This window comes from Tritonibacter litoralis, assembly GCF_009496005.1.
GTDB lineage: Bacteria > Pseudomonadota > Alphaproteobacteria > Rhodobacterales > Rhodobacteraceae > Epibacterium > Epibacterium litoralis.
This window is the reverse complement of sequence record NZ_WIBF01000006.1, coordinates 208,186-225,389: the sequence shown is the minus strand read 5'-3', so window position 1 is coordinate 225,389 and position 17,204 is coordinate 208,186. Positions and strand designations below refer to the sequence as shown.

Below are 17,204 nucleotides of genomic sequence, written 5' to 3'. Positions count from 1 at the left end.
GGCCGGACACATGACTGCTTCTGACAAATGCACAAATCAGATCAAAAATGTCTTGCTATGCAGGAGCCATCCACACAAGCCATTCGCCGGGGCGCTCTTTAACAGAATATGCTGAATTCCCGTACAATCCGGTAGTTCGCAGCGTTTGTTTCAAGGTACTTCCTAAGAAAAGAATTGGGAATGATCGATGACGGCTCCGCTTCTGCACATTAACTCTGCTTCCAATTGCCCTCGGCAGGCAGACACCGTTGTCATAGGTGGCGGGATCATTGGTGTTTGCACTGCCTACTGGCTGGCACGGGCCGGGCAAAATGTTGTGCTCTTGGAGAAAGGGCGCATCGGAGCCGAGCAATCCAGCCGCAATTGGGGTTGGTGCCGACAACAAAACCGCGATGCGCGCGAATTGCCTTTGTCGCGTATCAGTCTGACCTTGTGGGAACAGATGATGCAGGACTGCGGCGCAGACATCGGGTTCCGCCGCTGTGGTCTGCTGTATCTGTCCAAGAACGAAGCTGAAATTGATGGCTGGGCAAACTGGGGACGGTTTGCGCGCGGCGAAGGTGTTGATACCCGCATGTTGAGCGCTGCAGCAGCAGCCGAGCACGCTGCGGCAACCGGACAATCCTGGAAAGGCGGCGTTTGGTCTCCGACAGATGGCATAGCCGATCCAGCCGCAGCTGCGCCTGCGATTGCGCGGGGCATCAAAAAACATGGTGGGATTGTTCTGCAGGGCTGTGCGGCGCGTGGAGTTGAATTGAGCGCCGGTGCTGTGTCTGGTGTTGTGACCGAGAAAGGTCTGATCAAAACCACTCAGGTGGTTCTCGCCGGTGGTGTCTGGGCGGGGAGTTTCCTGCACCAGATCGGTGTGTTTTTTCCCCAATCCTCGGTTCGCAGTTCCATATTGTCCGTGGCTCCGGGAGCGCAAGGCGTGCCGGATGCGGTGCATACCAAAGATGTCTCGATCACCAAACGCGGTGATGGCGGCTACACGCTCGCGATTTCGGGGCTTGCAAAGGTCGATCCGACGCCGCGTATGCTGCGCGGCGCGCAACATTTCCTGCCCATGTTCCTGCGGCGCTGGCGCTCGCTGGCCCCCGGCGGCACGCAGGCCTGGCGTGCGGGGTTTGATGGGGTGCAGAAATGGCAAATGGACCAGCCGACGCCGATGGAACACATACGCATTTTGGACCCGCGCCCAGATGCGCGAACGATTGCAAAAACTCTGGCACGCGGGCGACAGCTCTTTCCGGCGTTGAACCAAGTTCCTATTCAGGCGTCTTGGGCGGGCTATATCGACAGCACGCCAGATGGGGTGCCAGTTATCGACAGTGATATTGGCGTCCCAGGCTTGGCTCTGGCCGCTGGATTGTCTGGGCATGGCTTTGGGATTGGCCCCGGTGTTGGCCATTTGATGGCAGATATGGTGTTGGCGCGTGCACCCATTACGCAGATGTCGCAATACAAACTGTCTCGTTTTTCGGGCAGCCAATGGGGCAAAGTATCCGATTTCTGACGTCATGCGGCAAACCTTCCGATATCAAAGGGCGACAGAGGTGTGGAGCAGGTCCCAGTTGTGATCAGCTCAGCCATCGCATCCCCCACACCGGGGCCCAGCTGAAAACCGTGTCCGCAAAACCCAAAGGCATGAAACAGCCGCTTGGTGGTGTGGGAGGAGCCCATCACCGGCAGCATGTCGTCTATGTAACCTTCGACCCCTGACCATTGCCGAATGATCGTCGCTTCCCGAAGGGCGGGCACCAGTTTCACCACTTCTTTCATTTGGGTCGGCAAAGCGCACGGATTAACCTTGGCATATCCGTCTTCGCCCACTTGGCTCCGCGCCACAGCGCCACCAAAAACAACATTCCCGCGCTCGACCTGGCGCAGATAGGCCCCATGACTTTTTGACCAAACCCCAACCACGGGGAGTATGCGGTGGGGCAGAGGCTCGGTGACACCCATTTGCGGTCCGGCCAATGTGATCGGAACCTTTTCGCCAAAGTGACCAGCAATATAAGCGCCCCAGGCTCCGGCACAATTTAGCAACGTGTCCGCCTGAAAGGTCCCAGCTGTGGTCTTTACCGCAAAGCCATCGTCTTTGTGTTGTATGTCTGAAACACAGACCTGTTCGTGGAGGCGTGCGCCATTGCGCGCGGCGGCGGCTGCAAATGCAGGCGCTATGAGGCGCGGATTGGCAGAGCCATCATCCGGTGAATAAGAGGCCGCGACCGCCTCTGGCCCCAAGCCCGGAAAGCGTCGCTGGATGTCTTTTGGCTCCAAAACTTCCAGTGTCAGGCCCCATTCCATGGCGTCCTTGCGGAACTGTTGCATCATGGATAGGCCGTCTTGATCAAAGATCAGCCGCAAATGACCGGTTGGGCGAAACTCGACATCAAGATCCAGCCAGGCTTCAAGCTGTGACCACAGAGCCAGCGAACGATTAGCCAAAGGCATTTGCGGCAGATAACGTCCAGAGCGCCGAATGTTTCCAAATGAGGCGACGGTTGCACCTGCACCAATTTGGCCACGTTCAATCAGTGTGACGCGTGCCCCTCGTTTAGTTAGAAAATAAGCCGTCGCGGTTCCCATTAGGCCACCGCCCAAGATGATCACATGCAAGGTATCGTACCTCCTTTTGCCATCAAAAAGGGATCTGCGGCTTGCGTCAAAGACAGCTTTCTGCGACGACTATAAGTTCAGCCTATGGAGTCACAATGCGCGCGCGTCAATTGGAAGTGTTTACAGCCGTTATGCGGATTGGCACCGTCACGGGTGCAGCGCGCGTGCTCAATATCTCACAGCCTGCGTTAAGCCAGGTATTGCGTCACACTGAGGACGAACTTGGCTTTCTTCTTTTTAATCGTGAAAAGGGCCGTCTCCATCCAACGCCGGAGGCTTTGGAGCTGTATCCCGATGCGGAACGCCTGTTTTCGGGGCTTGAGGGGTTGCGTCGGAAGTCGACAGATCTGCGCAAGGGGCGATCTGGGCTTGTCCGTATCGCGGCGTCCGCCCCGCCTTCCATGTCGGTCTTGCCGAATGCATTGAGCCGATTGCGGCAGAAGCATCCCAATATCCAGTTGCGCGTACATGTGGCGCCCATCAGCACTCTGATTTCGATGTTAAGGACAGGAGATGCCACATTGGCGTTGGCCTTGGATGACCAAGTTCCTTCAGATATTCGCGCGGAAGTTATTGATAAAACATCATTTTGCTGTCTGATGTCTGAACACTCTGAGCTGTCGAATGAGGCAGAGGTAAGGTTCGATATGATGGCGGAGCGCACAGTTATTTCATACCGTACGCAGACCCGCCCCAGGGATGAATTGCAACAGGCCGCCCAAAGACAAGGGATATCGTTTGAGCCTGATTTGGAAATTGATTCATCAATATCTGCGGTCGGGTTTGTACAGGCTGGGTTGGGTGTCGCTCTGGTTGACGCCTTGCTACCCTGGGAGCACTTCCAAGGCATAAAGGTGCGACCGTTAGCCGACAGCCCCACAATACCTTTGTCCCTTCTCACCTTGAAGGATCGACAGCTGTCCCAAGCGGATCAGATAATGTCAAAGGAGTTGCGTGCTGTTTGTGACTTAAGAGGCAAAACAAAATCATAAGTTTTTCTTATGGCCGGGCATTGTAAGCGTCTTGGACGCTTTCGGCTATATCTGTTCCCTTTGCGTCAACAGATTGCAAAGGACGCGATACGATGGATGGGACGAGCCCCCCCCGTGAAGATTGGAAAATTGGTGTCGACATCGGCGGTACCTTCATGGATTTCTGTGCGCTTGAGGTGAATTCCGGCCGTTTGGCAACGCTGAAAGTTCTGACGACGCCTGATGATCCAGGGGCAGAACTGACGACGGGCCTATCTGTTCTTCAAGAGCAAGAAGGGCTCGCCCCAGAGGCTGTGACTCGCTTTGTCCATGGCACCACGGTTGGGATCAATACAGTGTTGCAACGCAAAGGGGCCAAGCTCGCGATGATCACCAACGCGGGTTTTGAAGACGTGTTGGAGTTGGCGCGGTTGCGGATGCCTGACATGTATTCCCTGTTTTGCCACCGTGCAGACCCTCTCATCCCCCGCGATCGAATTTTTGGGGTCAAAGCCCGGCTGAATGCACAGGGTGAAGAGACCACAGCACCAGATGCGCAGTCTGTGGCAACGGCCATAAAACAGGCTTTGGCTTCGGGGGCTGAGGGCATCATCGTTTCCTTCTTACACAGTTGGCGCAATGACGCGCATGAGCGTTTGGTGAAACGCATGATTTTGGAAATGGAACCGAGTGTTTTTGCCTTTAGTTCGTCCGAGGTTTGGCCCGTGATCCGTGAATATGAACGCAGTTGTACTGCTATTCTGAACGGATATGTGCACCCACGTGTTGCAGGTTACCTCGAAGCGCTTGAAAAGCGTCTGGAACAAAAGAGCATCCCGGCGAAGGCCTTGTTGACCAAGTCCAATGGTGGCGTGATGAGCGCGCGGGACGGGCGAGAAAACTGCGTGTCGATGCTGTTGTCTGGCACCGCGTCAGGTGTGACCGGAGCAGCCTGGTTGGCGCGTCAGGCGGGTGAGGACCGTATTCTGACATTGGACATTGGCGGTACTTCGGCCGACATCGCTCTTATTATCGACGGTGCCGCTCAGTTCGGTACGGGTGAGATGATCGGGGATTTCCCGCTTTATATCCCTTCGGTTTCAGTAAGTTCCATCGCTATCGGCGGTGGATCGATTGCATCTGTTGACGGTCACGGAGTGTTGCGTGTTGGACCAACTTCGGCAGGTTCGATTCCAGGTCCGGCCTGCTATGGGCGTGGCGGGACCGACGCAACAGTGACAGATGCCATGGCTGTTTGCGGTTGGCTGGGGCACAGTGATCTGGCCTATGGGCAACTTCGGATGGATCAAAGCCTCGCGCGGAATGCAGTTGGCGCTTTGGCCAAAACATTGGGGCGCAGTGTAGAAGAGACGGCACAGGCAATTTTGAACATCGCTTTGTCGGAAATGTTTGTCGAAGTTGAAAAGCTCGCGTCGCGGGAGGGCGTTGATCTCAGGGACTTTACTCTGTTGCCCTTTGGTGGGGGAGGGCCGATGCTTGGAGCGTTCCTTGCAAAGGATCTTGGAATGGGGCGCATGATTGCGCCGCGCCGGCCCGGAGTGGTGTCTGCACTGGGAGGGCTGGTTGCGGATTTACGCGGGGACTTCATCCGCACGGTCTTTGCCCCACTGGATGGTCAGCTTGGTTCCGACTTACAAGTTCTGTTTGCTGATCTCGTGGAAGAGGCGCGTGCGTGGTTGGCCAAGCAGGGCCACGAAGGTGCTGCCGAGCTGAACCTCACTGCTGAAATGCGGTATTCGGGGCAAAGTTATGAAGTTGAAGTAGCGCTCAAACAGGAGTGGTTGGACTCTGCCGAGGATATCGCTCAGGCCTTCCATAATACCCACGCGCGTTTGTACGATTTTGCGGATCCAACAGGTCAGATCGAAGTTATCAACCTGAGGCTGGCCATTGTGGGGGCCGGGCCGGACCCGGACTTTCCGGTGCACACTGCCAAGCCCTGTAAGGTTGAACCCCAAAAAACTGTACCTGTTTTCACCGGAATGGCCTGCGATATCCCGCTGTATCAGCGTGAGGCCCTACCGCCCGGCGCCCAGTTGAAAGGTCCTGCCATTGTCTCCCAAGAAGACACGACGTTGATCATCCCACAGGATTGCACAGCGACGGTTGATCCAATGTCAAATATTGTGGTGCGTTTTGATGGGGTTTCAAATGACTGATAAAATGACACTGCGGGTCCTGGCCAACCATGCTCGCGCGGCTGCCGAGAATATGGCACACACGTTGCACCGCACGGCGCATTCCGCTTTTGTGAAAGAAACGCAGGATTTCACCGTTATGCTGATGGACCGGCGTGGCGATACCTTTGCTGTGCCAATGGAGCTTGGCGCGACCTGGTATCCGGGTCTGACCTATGGGCGGGCCATCGATATGGTGGCGGATTATCGGCCGGGCGATATTGCTTTTACCAACGATCCTTACTCAGGCCATGTCGCAACCCATGCTCCTGATACACATTTGTGGAAGCCGGTGTTCAGCGACGGTGAAATTGTTGCCTGGACAGGCGGCCATATTCACAACACAGACATGGGAGGCGCTGTCCCCGCCTCGCTGAGCCGGTCGCTGACCGAGGTGCACCAAGAAGGCTTGCGCTTTCCGCCCATGAAACTGGTACGCGAAGGTGTGTTTGATGAAACGCTGATGCGGATCATGGAAACTAATGTGCGTAAGCCTGAGCTGAATATCGGAGACATCAAGGCGCTTGTTGGGGCACTGAACACTGGTGAGCGCAAAGTGCAGGCGATGATCCAGCGATTTGGCAAAACGGGTTTCGTGAGCGGTGTCGCCACGCTGATGGATCAGGCAGAAGCCGAAGCGCGGGCCATTTTGCGAGCAATTCCTGACGGTGAATACAGCTTTGCGGATTATGCTGACGAAGACAGCAACATAGGCAACCCCTGTCGCTTGCATCTGAAACTGACCATTCAAGACGACGCGGCCGTTCTGGATTTTTCGGGATCTGATCCTCAGCTCGGGTCTTCATTAAATGTGCCCTCTGGTGGGGATCCGCGCCACACAATGCTTTTGGTTGGGGTTTATTATGTTTTGTATACGCTCAACCCGCAAATTTTGTTGAATACAGGCCTGACACGCGCCTTTACCTGCATCACGCCTGAAGGTTCCGTGCTGAACCCCGTTGCGCCAGCCGCGGTTGGTATGCGGTCTTTGACATGCGCGCGGTTGCGCTCGGTTATCTTTGGGGCCTTTGCACAAGCCATTCCAGAAAAAATGCCCGCGGCGCCAGCGGGCAACAATTGCATCGTGAATGTGATGACCCGCGATGAGCGGAGGCAAAAGACGGTGATTGCAGCCGTCAATCCCGTGGTTGGCGGTGGGGGCGGGATGCCTCACCGGGATGGCACCAATGGATCAGGTGCCGACGCTGCCTATCTGAAAAATACACCGATTGAGATCACCGAGACCGAAGTGCCGGTGGAGGTCCTGAAATATGGTCTTGCGACAGATTCCGGTGGGGCAGGGCAATGGCGTGGAGGCCTTGCGACAGAACTCTCGTTTCGGGTTTTTTCACCGGATACGCGGATCACAGCTCGCAACCGGGATCGATCGAAATTTCGCCCATGGGGTACTTTGGGTGGGTGTTCTGCAGGGTTGGCGCATATGGTCATGAATCCTGATACAGAGAGCAGATTTGATCTGGGCAATCAGGACACCGCAGTGTTGCAACCCGGTGATGTGCTGACGATCCGCTCGGCTGGCGGAGGAGGGCGTGGAGACCCGTACTTGCGCGATCCGGATCGTGTCGCACGGGATGTCACCTGTGGGTATGTTTCGTCCAAAGCGGCGCAAAGCGCCTATGGCGTTGTGATAAACAATGGGGTTGTTGACTACAAACAAACGCAGACCTTGCGCCAATCCCGTTCCTTGCGCGATACGATGTTCCATTTTGGGGCGGAGCGGAATGCCTATGAGGCACAATGGACTGACGCCGCCTATGACGCGTTGACCAAAGCCCTTGCGCAATTGCCGACCCATTGGCGGTTTTTTACAAAAACCGAGGTCTTTGCCCGGATGGACGGCCGCAAAGGTGCGGAAGGTGTAGACGCGGCCTTGGCGGAAATCGAAATAAGGTTCCCGGAGCTGGCAGAGCTGCTCAATCCAGCCAGCCCAAGTTGTGACACATGACTGGACGGCTGCACCGTTTGACATCAACAACACGGGCCAGCGTCGACTTTTTCTTTGATGGCCAGCCGATGCAAGGCCTGCAAGGGGATACAATCCTGATGGCGGTATTGTCGCAAACAGGCGCGCTGCGACAGGCTGAGTTCGGCCCGGAACAGCGCGCCGGGTTTTGTCTGATGGGGGCCTGCCAGGACTGTTGGGTCTGGCAAGAAGAGGGTCAGCGCCTGCGCGCCTGCTCCACTGAGATTCGAGCAGGCATGCGGTTGAGATCCACGGCGGGTGACGGATGGCTGACATGACGCGTGTCCTCATCGTTGGTGCGGGACCAGCAGGTATTCGTGCGGCTGAAACCTGCGTAAAGGCAGGGTTACACCCGGTTGTGGTGGATGAGGCGAAACAGGCAGGCGGACAAATTTATCGGCGACCTTCAATCGAGACAAACTATGGGGCCAAAGGTCGGTATGGGTCCGAAGCCGCAAAGGCTGTAGCGCTGCATCGGTGTTTTGATCAGATGGTCGCAAAGGGGCAACTGACACATCTTCCACACAGCTCAGTGACGTCCATTGGCCAGAACAACGCGCAAATTCTGACAGATGACGGCATCCAGTGTCTTCGGTTTGAGAGGCTTATTTTAGCCACCGGTGCCGGTGATCGTCTCTTGCCCATACCGGGTTGGCAATCAGCTGGTGTTTTCTCTCTGGGTGCGATGCAAATTGCGCTAAAAACCCAAGAGGCTGCGCTGGGGCGTAGGTTGGTGCTGGCAGGCACAGGTCCGCTGCTGACATTGGTGGCCGCGCAATTGATTAAAGCGGGCGCGGATGTCTTGGCTGTATTGGACACTGCTCCCATGCGCCAACAGCTAAAGGGCGCATGGGCTATGGCTATGGCGCGCCCTATTGTGACACTGCGGGGCGGTTATCTGCGGTCTGTTATTGGTCGACGTTACCATGCTGGGGTCAACACCTTGAGCATCAAGACCAACAAAAGGGGACCGACCCATCTGCATTGGCATGATCACAAAGGCCAACAGCATCAAACACCCTGCGATGCCGTGGGTTTGGGATGGCATCTTATGGCCGACACGCAGCTTGCGGATCTTGTCGGCGCGCAATTCGAATGGTCACCTGAGTGGTCCCAGTGGTTGCCGACCATTGATAAAGTTGGACGCATCGGCAAGGGCGTCTATCTTGCAGGGGACGGCACGCGCATTTTGGGGGCGGACGCCGCAGAATGTGCCGGCCACATAGCGGCAAGCGCGTGTTTGGCGGATATGTCGCTCTCGCCTGAACTCAACAAAAGGGTATTGCGGCGTTATGCTCGAATGCGTCGGTTCGCCAGTGGTTTGGCTACGGCTTTTCAACTGCCTCAAGATTTGATGAAACAGCTTCCCGGCGACACCGTGGTATGCCGATGCGAAGGCGTTACGGTGAATGACATTACCAAGGCCGCACAGCGCGTTGGCATTGAAATCAATCGGGTAAAGTCCCAGTGTCGTGTGGGGATGGGGCGCTGTCAGGGGCGATATTGCCAGTTTGCAGCGAGCCAAGTTCTTGCGGGCATTGGACAAACCGCGCCCCGTGAAGTGGGGCGATTGCGGGCGCAGCCACCAATCCGCCCGGTGCCGATTTCAGCAGTGCTTAATAGTGAATGCGTGAAAGAGCAGCCGTAAGAAAATATTGTGCTGCATTCGGCTGCATTTCGGCCCTTTTTGCTGAGGTTCAGTACGTAGATTAGTGATGAATTCAAACAAGATCGGCGCCAATGAAACGTTCCTTTGACCCCAGCACACTGACGCTTCCCAACGGCCATTTTATTGGACGTTCATATGTTTCTGGCGCTGCGGCGCTTTCGGTTGCGGCGCCCTCTGATGGTCGCATCCTGGGAGACATAGCCAAGGCAGATGCCGACACCGTGGATCAAGCGGTTGAGACTGCACAGCGCGCCTTGCGTACAACCGGTTGGGCAAACTGTGCTCCGCGCGATCGTTTGCGTGCGCTCCATGCTTGGGCGGATCTGATCGAAGCCGAGGCTGAAACGCTGGCAAAGCTTGAAGCTGTGTGTTCCACCCGACCGGTGGGCCATGTGGCCGTTGGGGATGCTAAAATAACGGCCACGCAGATCAGGTTTTTTGCTGAATTTGCAGATAAGGAAGGCGGAGATCTGGCTCCGACCTCTGCAGGCCAATTGGGTTTTGTGTCGCATGAGCCGTATGGGGTTGTTGGGGCCATTACCCCTTGGAATTATCCAATTTCAATGGCGGGTTGGAAGCTGGCGCCCGCTCTTGCCGCCGGAAATGCAGTGGTTTTGAAACCCTCAGAAATGACACCGTTCTCGACATTGTTTATGGCGGAACTGGCGGTGCGCGCAGGTATCCCCGAAGGGTTGATCAATATTGTGCTTGGGGATGGACAAACGACGGGTAGTGCCATTACCGGTCACCCGGATATCGCCAAGGTCAGTTTCACCGGTTCTACCCGTGCGGGCGGAGCGATCATGGAAAATATCGCAAAAACCGGTATCAAGCCGATGACGCTGGAACTTGGCGGCAAATCTCCGCAGATTGTCTTTGCCGATGCGGACCTTGATCTGGTGGCTGATTGCCTGGCCCGGGGTGTGCTGCCAAATGCGGGGCAGACCTGCGTTGCAGGGACGCGCTTGATTGTCCACCGCGATGTGGCGGATGAGCTGTCTCAGCGTCTGGTTCAGGCCTTTGCACAAGAACAACCAGCTGCGACATGGGACGATCCAGCCGGGTTTTCTCCAATAATCTCAAACCAACAGCTGCAGCGCATTGATGGAATTGTTCAGGCCGCCAAAGCCGAAGGTGGCGAAGTGTTGTGTGGCGGGGCTGTGTTTGACCGGGCGGGCAGTTTTTATCAGCCGACCATCATCACAGGTGTCACCGACAGCAATCCCGCTGTGACCGAAGAGATTTTTGGCCCAGTTGTCACCTTCCAGACCTTTGACAGGGAAGAAGAGGCTCTGGCGTTGGGCAATCATCCGACCTACGGATTGTGCGCAGGTGTCTATACACGTGATCTGTCGCGAGCAGTGCGTGTGACCAAGGCGCTTGAAGCGGGCACCGTTTGGGTCAATCGTTATGGCCGGTCACAAGATCACATTCTGCCAACGGGTGGTTGGAAGTCCAGCGGCCTGGGTAAAGACTTGGGGCGCGAAGCGTTTCTGGCAAACCGCCGCAGCAAGTCCGTATTGATCGATCTGTGACCTCAAGAGAAAGCTAGTAGTATGAAATCTTATGAAGTCGCTTTAGTCCCCGGCGATGGTATCGGTGTGGATGTGACAGAGGCCACAGTTCACGTCTTGGATGTGGTCGCCCAAAAGTTTGGGTTTGTTTTGAACAACACTCAATTTCCCTGGTCCTGCGAATGGTATCTGGAACATGGAACAATGATGCCAGTAGACGGCATTGAAACGCTTCGCGGCTTTGATGCAATTTTTCTGGGCGCGGTTGGCTGGCCTGATACCGTACCGGATTCGGTTTCATTGCACGGGCTGCTTTTGCCAATACGAAAGGCGTTTACCCAATATGCCAACATTCGCCCGCACCGGCTGTTGCCAGGCGTTAAAGGGCCGCTGGTCGCGGACGCCTTTGATATTCTTTGCATTCGCGAAAACACCGAAGGCGAATATTCCGGTGCAGGCGGACGTGTCCATCAAGGGACCAATGATGAGGTGGCCGTGGAAACCTCTGTCTTCACACGCACCGGTGTGGAGCGCATTTTGCGGTTCGGTTTTGAACAAGCTCGCGCCAGGCGCGGACATTTGACGTCCGTCACCAAGTCCAACGCGCAGAAGTACTCGATGGTTTTCTGGGATGAAGTCACCCGCGAACTTTCGGCAGAATACCCGGATGTGACTGTCAGCAATATGCATATCGACGCAATGGCGGCCAAAATGGTGATGGCCCCGCAGGATCTGGATGTGATTGTGGCGTCAAACCTGTTTGGTGACATCCTGACGGATCTGGGGGCGGCAATCCAAGGCGGGCTTGGTTTTGCGGCTTCTGCCAATATTTGCCCGGATCGCTCTGGACCTTCGATGTTTGAACCCGTGCACGGTTCGGCCCCTGATATTGCTGGGCAGAACATTGCCAATCCGATTGCAGCGATTTGGTCGGCAGCCATGATGCTGGAACACTTGGGGGAGTCTCAAGCCGCAGCTGCATTGTTGCGTGCGATTGAAGCCACCACCGCAAAGGGCATTGGCACGCGGCCTGGCAAACACACAACCGCGGCAATCACCGCGGGTATTGTGGCTGAACTGGAGCATTGATCATGCGATTAAATGATCCCGATCTGTTACGACATGCGGCATTTGTGAATGGAGAGTGGTTGGAACGGCCGGATTTACCGGTCACCAATCCGGCAACAGACGCGGTGATAGGCTGTGTGCCTGACTGTTCAGAAGCAGAAACACATAGAGCGATTTCCGCCGCAGAAACTGCCATGGTTGCATGGCGCCAACGTCCCAATGCAGAGCGGGCAGATTTGCTGATGGCGTGGCACGACCTTATGCTAATCCACAAGCAAGATCTGGGCCGCATTCTAAGTGCAGAGCAGGGTAAACCATTGGCCGAAGCCGAGGGCGAAGTTGTATATGGGGCCAGCTTTGTTCGTTGGTTTGCCGAAGAAGCGCGCCGCATCAATGGCAAAGTGATCCCGGTGCCAGGGAAGAAACTGTTTGCGTTGAAAGAGCCGGTAGGTGTCGCGGCAATCATCACGCCTTGGAATTTCCCAAACGCAATGATCACTCGCAAAGTTGCGCCTGCACTGGCTGCAGGTTGCACCGTGGTGATCAAACCTTCAGATTTCACTCCTTATTCTGCGCTGGCCCTGGGTGTGCTCGCAGAAAGGGCCGGTATTCCGGCAGGGGCCATAAACATTGTGACCGGTTTGCCCGTAGGCATTGGTCGCGCCCTGACGTCGAGCGCCATTGTGCGCAAACTGTCCTTTACAGGGTCAACCCGCGTGGGTGCATTATTGGCAGAGCAATGCGCATCGACGTTGAAGAAACTGAGTCTCGAGCTGGGAGGTAATGCGCCGTTTATTGTCTTTGATGATGCAGATATTGACGCAGCCGTCGACGGCGCAATGATGTCTAAATTTCGCAATGGCGGGCAAACCTGCGTTTGCGCTAACCGGATTTTGGTGCAATCCGGAGTATATGAGACGTTCGTCGCGAAATTATCGGCGCGAGTTGATGCGCTGAAGGTTGGCCAGGGCGATCAGCCGGGCGTGGATATTGGCCCGATGATCAATGCGGCCGCCTTGTCCAAAATCAGCACGCATGTTCAAGACGCCGTAGCAAAAGGCGCGCGCCCCACGACACAGTCCCGCCAGCTGGCTTCGCAATTTGCTGATCCTGTTGTCTTGCGAGATGCAACGCCTGAGATGTTGTTAGCTTCGGAAGAGACATTTGGCCCCGTTGCGCCCGTCTTTCGGTTTGAGACCGAAGAAGAAGCGCTCAATCTGGCCAATGGTACGCCTTTTGGTTTGGCAGCTTATTTCTACACCCAAGATCTGGCCCGAGCGTTTCGGTTTGGCGAAGCGCTTGAATTTGGCCTTGTTGGGTTGAATACCGGAGCTGTGAGCAATGCCGAGGCACCATTTGGTGGCGTGAAGTCTTCGGGCCTCGGTCGTGAAGGGGCACAGGAAGGCATTGAAGAGTATCTCGAAACCAAAGCCTTCCATTTTGGCGGGCTTTGACCTGCTCTGTTCAAACTTTGAGGCAGGCACTCTCAAACGTTTTGATTTCAAGGCCAAAGCGGCATTCGGGCGTGTCGCTCGAGTTCCGCAATGGCCGTGAAGTTACTGTGCTCACATTGGGCAAGGCTCTAAGTTACTGTGCTGGTCTTCTTGCAGCTGGTTCCCAAATAGCGTTCAAATCAGCACGAGTGAAACCGCGGGCAGTGCGATCAGCACCGCCAGGCGCACCATGTCAGCCATCCAGAATGGTAGAACACCGCGAAAAATTGTCATAATCGGCACGTCGCGCAGCACCGAGCGCAGGACAAAGACATTCAATCCGATTGGTGGAGAAATCAGGCTGATTTCTGTAACTACCACAACCAATATCCCAAACCAGATCGTAACGGCTGCATCTGTGGCCAGCCAAGTTGATCCAAAATCCAACGACAGAACCAAGGGATAAAAGATTGGCACGGTCAAAAGGATCATGGAAAGGCTTTCGAGCACGGCGCCAAGCACCACGTAGACCAGCATGATCACCAGGATGACCGCAAAGGGGCCAACATCCATCCCGCTTACCCAGGTCAGGATCGCATCAGGTAGGCCGGCAAAATTGATGAAGTTTGAGAACACCTCTGCACCGATAATCAGCGCAAAGATCATCGCCGTTGTCCGCGTGGTTTCCACACAGGCTGAATACAGATTGCGTATCGTAAGCGACCGACGTGCGATTGCGATAATCAAAGACACAACGGCACCCACGGCAGCGGCTTCAGAGGGTGTAAAAATGCCGCCATAAATCCCGACGATGATCACAATGAACAATGAAACGACTGCGATTACGCCATTGATGTCACTGCGGGAAATTGGCGCGAGCTCACCTTCTGCCGGCGCATCACCAGGGCGCAGCCTTACGACTACGGCGACGGTCAATAGGTAGAAGCAGACGCCCAACAGACCGGGTAACATACCTGCGATAAACAATTTGCCGATATCGGCTTCGGTGATCAGGCCATAGATGATCATGACAACGGACGGCGGGATCAGAATGCCAAGTGTGCCGCCCGCGGCAATGGATCCCGTTGCAAGACCGTCAGCGTAGCCCGTCTTGCGCATTGTTGGCATTGCAACTTTGGACATCGTAGCGGCCGTTGCCAGGGACGATCCACATACAGCGGAGAAGCCTCCACAGGCCACAATGGTCGACATGGCCAAGCCGCCTTTCAAACGATGCAAGCCACGATGTGCGGTCAAGAACAAGGCGTCTGATACGCCTGATAGGGTCAAGAGGTTCCCCATCAAAATGAAAAGTGGAATGACCGATAGCGTGAACGACAGCGGCACATCAAAGGCTGCGTTTCCAGCCAATCTAAATGCTGAATCCCAGCTGCGCAGAGCCGCATAGCCAAGGGTGCCGACAACGACCATTGCAAAAGCAATAGGGACACGAAGCAGCACAAGCCCGAAAAGGGCGATTATGCCAATAACAGATTCAATCATTTGGATTTGAGCCTATCAATCGCAGAGGTGACAGTGAAAAGCACGCAAGCAGCAGCCCCTACCATGGCCGCGTAAGCGATGTAATTTAGTGGAAAACTCAGAGAGTTTGTTACGGTCTCGCGCTTGGTGTATTTCTGCGCATGTTCGAACAGCTCGAAGGCAAAGATCGAAAAGACCGCCAATCCACATATGGAGGCCAAAATAATGCGGAATTTGTTCGCAAAAACTGATTTGGGCTCCCAAAGTTCTACTTCCACGTGGGAGTTGGCGAGAATGGCAAGCGGGAAAGCGAGATAAACCAGCAGCACCATCATAATTTCAACCAGTTCAAACGCGCCTTTGATCGGCGCGTTAAAAACATATCGGGCAAGCACATCGGCCCCCGTCAAACACATCATCGATAGCAAGACGAGGGCACAGGCCAATCCAAGAGCAGACGCCACGAGGGAGCCTGCTTTGGCCAATTTGTTTTGGTCTGGCATTGACATTACTGCGCGGCTTGCGCGCGCAATTCTACAAGAGCAGCGGCACCGTCAAAACCCTGTGCATCCAGCTCAGCTGCCCACGCTGCTTCTGCTGTGTCCGCAAATTCAGTCAATGCCGACATGACATCGTCATTTGCTGGGGTGATGGTAATGTTCGCGGCCTCAGCGTCGGCGAGACCACCTGCATCAGCCGCGTTCCAGACCTCTCCAGCGAGCCCGGCAAGTGTTGCGCCAGAAATTTTGCTGATGGCTTCTTGATCTTCGGCAGATAGGTCGTCCCAACGATCTTGGTTCATGACCATGAACCAGCTCGTGTTGTAAAGGCCACCCGGCACAGACATCGCGTGGGTGACATGTTCGGAAAGGTTAAAGGCCCGCAGCGCTTCGACCGGGAAGGTTACACCGTCGATAACGCCGGTGGACAGACGTTCAAAAACCTCACCCGGTCCCATGAACTGTGTGGTTGAGCCAAGTGCTTCCACCAATTCAGACACATAACCGCCGGGTACACGGATTTTCAGGCCTTCAAAATCCGCGGGGCTTTCGATGGCACGCTGATTGTTGTGGAACATGCCAGGACCGTGGACCCACAGGGACAATAGGTGGGTGCCTTCGTGTTCCGAAGCTGCGTCCAACTTGTCGGTATAGACATTCCAGTAGGCTTTGGACGTCGATACGGCGTCATCTCCAAGGAATGAGAATTGGCCAATCCGCGATCGCAAAAACCGGTTGTCGCGCGTGAAGGAGTGCAAGCCATACACGACGTCAGCGTCGCCATCAGCAGCCAGGTCGAAATGCGCAGGCGGTGGGCCCAAAGGACGCGGCAAGACGCGAACCGTCACGCGACCTTCGGTGACCTCTTCAACTTTTGCGGCCCAAGGTTCCACCACCCCGACCACAATAGGATGCTGCGGTGGCAGCCATGATGACAGAACAAGCTCTTCTGCCCAAACAATACCAGCTGTCATGGTGGCCATAGCCCCTGCCAGTGTCATCTGCGCGAGTGATTTCCGCAAAAATTGCATTTGTTTTCCTCCCTAAAGAATCCGTTCAGCACGCTTTAGAATCTGTTCAGCTTGCATTTTTCATAAGCTGATCTGCGGAGATAAGATGTTTCAAAAGAAACTATGTCAACAGTAATTTCAAAAGAAACTATATTTACTTTCCAAGTCACAGAAAGTTACGCTAAGGGTCAGTTCAAAAAGGGAGGAGCAAGTTTGAAGCGGGACGCGCAGATGAAAGACATCCCTACATGTCAGACGGGAACTGACGCAGAGACTGACTTTGATCTTCCAGATTTTTTTCCCTACCAGACCCGCGTGTTCTACAAATGCGTAAGCGAAGCGGTTGCGCGTGTGTATGTCGATGAATACGGCATGAAACCCTATGAGTGGCGTGCGCTCGCAATTTTGGGCATGTCAAACAGCTACACCCCCGCGGAACTCGTAACTCTCTCCAGTATGGACAAAGTCACGGTCAGCCGAGCGATCGCCAGTCTTTCAAAACGAGGTTGGCTCTTGTCTCGGTCGAACAAGAAAGACGGACGAAGCCGTATACTGCGCACCTCTGCAGAAGGACAAAAGGTCTTTTCCCATTTGGTTCCAAAGATGAGAGCAGTGGAGCAAGAGATCTTGGGCGGTTTGAGCCAAGATGAAATTAGCGAACTTCGCAGGCTTATGCGAAAGGTCGTTGATGGGTCCTAATCGATGTTCCCAAGGTTCTTTGAAAAAGGTGCAACCGCCACACTGGGCACCTAGCGT

At 55.1% G+C, this 17,204-nt stretch carries 14 protein-coding genes; 10 read left to right on the top strand and 4 right to left on the bottom strand.

Going from position 1 to position 17,204, the window contains the following annotated elements; translation table 11 throughout:
* The first annotated feature begins 187 nt into the window (after positions 1 to 187).
* On the top strand, positions 188 to 1,513 hold the full coding sequence (locus tag GFB49_RS11925; RefSeq protein WP_153216102.1) for an NAD(P)/FAD-dependent oxidoreductase: 1,326 nt from the start codon (positions 188 to 190) through the stop codon (positions 1,511 to 1,513).
* 2 nt (positions 1,514 to 1,515) lie between these two features.
* On the opposite strand, the gene GFB49_RS11920 is transcribed toward GFB49_RS11925, so the two are convergent.
* The gene (locus GFB49_RS11920) at positions 1,516 to 2,613 is read right to left on the bottom strand and encodes an NAD(P)/FAD-dependent oxidoreductase (protein WP_343032553.1); all 1,098 of its coding nucleotides are present in this window, start codon (positions 2,611 to 2,613) and stop codon (positions 1,516 to 1,518) included.
* A gap of 101 nt (positions 2,614 to 2,714) precedes the next feature.
* Between GFB49_RS11920 and GFB49_RS11915 the strand changes: the two genes are divergently transcribed.
* The 8 genes from GFB49_RS11915 to GFB49_RS11880 all read left to right on the top strand — a co-directional run bounded on the left by GFB49_RS11915 (position 2,715) and on the right by GFB49_RS11880 (position 13,477).
* The gene (locus tag GFB49_RS11915) at positions 2,715 to 3,611 is read left to right on the top strand and encodes a LysR family transcriptional regulator (RefSeq protein ID WP_153216100.1); all 897 of its coding nucleotides are present in this window, start codon (positions 2,715 to 2,717) and stop codon (positions 3,609 to 3,611) included.
* A 92-nt stretch (positions 3,612 to 3,703) separates the two neighbouring features.
* Positions 3,704 to 5,770: a hydantoinase/oxoprolinase family protein gene (locus GFB49_RS11910; RefSeq protein WP_153216099.1), complete on the top strand. Its 2,067-nt coding sequence runs from the start codon at positions 3,704 to 3,706 to the stop codon at positions 5,768 to 5,770.
* Positions 5,763 to 7,754 carry a hydantoinase B/oxoprolinase family protein gene (locus GFB49_RS11905; RefSeq protein ID WP_153216098.1) on the top strand — a complete coding sequence of 664 codons (1,992 nt, stop codon included), beginning with the start codon at positions 5,763 to 5,765 and terminating at the stop codon, positions 7,752 to 7,754. The genes GFB49_RS11910 and GFB49_RS11905 overlap by 8 nt, the downstream gene beginning before the upstream one ends.
* Complete coding sequence (locus GFB49_RS11900) at positions 7,751 to 8,050, top strand: (2Fe-2S)-binding protein (RefSeq protein ID WP_153216097.1); 300 nt, start codon at positions 7,751 to 7,753, stop codon at positions 8,048 to 8,050. Before GFB49_RS11905 ends, GFB49_RS11900 begins: the two co-directional genes overlap by 4 nt.
* Positions 8,047 to 9,420, top strand: a complete 1,374-nt coding sequence (locus GFB49_RS11895; protein ID WP_246149689.1) for an NAD(P)/FAD-dependent oxidoreductase — start codon at positions 8,047 to 8,049, stop codon at positions 9,418 to 9,420. The genes GFB49_RS11900 and GFB49_RS11895 overlap by 4 nt, the downstream gene beginning before the upstream one ends.
* Positions 9,421 to 9,512: 92 nt before the next feature.
* The gene (locus GFB49_RS11890) at positions 9,513 to 10,976 is read left to right on the top strand and encodes an aldehyde dehydrogenase family protein (protein WP_153216095.1); all 1,464 of its coding nucleotides are present in this window, start codon (positions 9,513 to 9,515) and stop codon (positions 10,974 to 10,976) included.
* Between the two features lie 21 nt (positions 10,977 to 10,997).
* A complete protein-coding gene (locus tag GFB49_RS11885; protein WP_153216094.1) occupies positions 10,998 to 12,044 on the top strand; it encodes a tartrate dehydrogenase in 1,047 nt (348 codons plus the stop codon).
* A 2-nt stretch (positions 12,045 to 12,046) separates the two neighbouring features.
* Positions 12,047 to 13,477, top strand: coding sequence for an NAD-dependent succinate-semialdehyde dehydrogenase (locus tag GFB49_RS11880; RefSeq protein ID WP_153216093.1), 1,431 nt, complete (start codon positions 12,047 to 12,049; stop codon positions 13,475 to 13,477).
* A 174-nt stretch (positions 13,478 to 13,651) separates the two neighbouring features.
* On the opposite strand, the gene GFB49_RS11875 is transcribed toward GFB49_RS11880, so the two are convergent.
* From GFB49_RS11875 to GFB49_RS11865, 3 genes are read right to left on the bottom strand one after another with little or no spacing between them, the layout of a single operon-like run.
* Positions 13,652 to 14,959 carry a TRAP transporter large permease gene (locus GFB49_RS11875; protein WP_153216092.1) on the bottom strand — a complete coding sequence of 436 codons (1,308 nt, stop codon included), beginning with the start codon at positions 14,957 to 14,959 and terminating at the stop codon, positions 13,652 to 13,654.
* Complete coding sequence (locus GFB49_RS11870) at positions 14,956 to 15,447, bottom strand: TRAP transporter small permease (RefSeq protein ID WP_153216091.1); 492 nt, start codon at positions 15,445 to 15,447, stop codon at positions 14,956 to 14,958. The genes GFB49_RS11875 and GFB49_RS11870 overlap by 4 nt, the downstream gene beginning before the upstream one ends.
* A complete protein-coding gene (locus tag GFB49_RS11865) occupies positions 15,447 to 16,469 on the bottom strand; it encodes a TRAP transporter substrate-binding protein (protein WP_153216090.1) in 1,023 nt (340 codons plus the stop codon). The genes GFB49_RS11870 and GFB49_RS11865 overlap by 1 nt, the downstream gene beginning before the upstream one ends.
* A 210-nt stretch (positions 16,470 to 16,679) precedes the next feature.
* Here GFB49_RS11865 and GFB49_RS11860 point away from each other — a divergent pair, with 210 nt between their 5' ends.
* Positions 16,680 to 17,147: a MarR family winged helix-turn-helix transcriptional regulator gene (locus tag GFB49_RS11860; RefSeq protein WP_214644957.1), complete on the top strand. Its 468-nt coding sequence runs from the start codon at positions 16,680 to 16,682 to the stop codon at positions 17,145 to 17,147.
* The last annotated feature ends 57 nt before the right edge of the window (positions 17,148 to 17,204 follow it).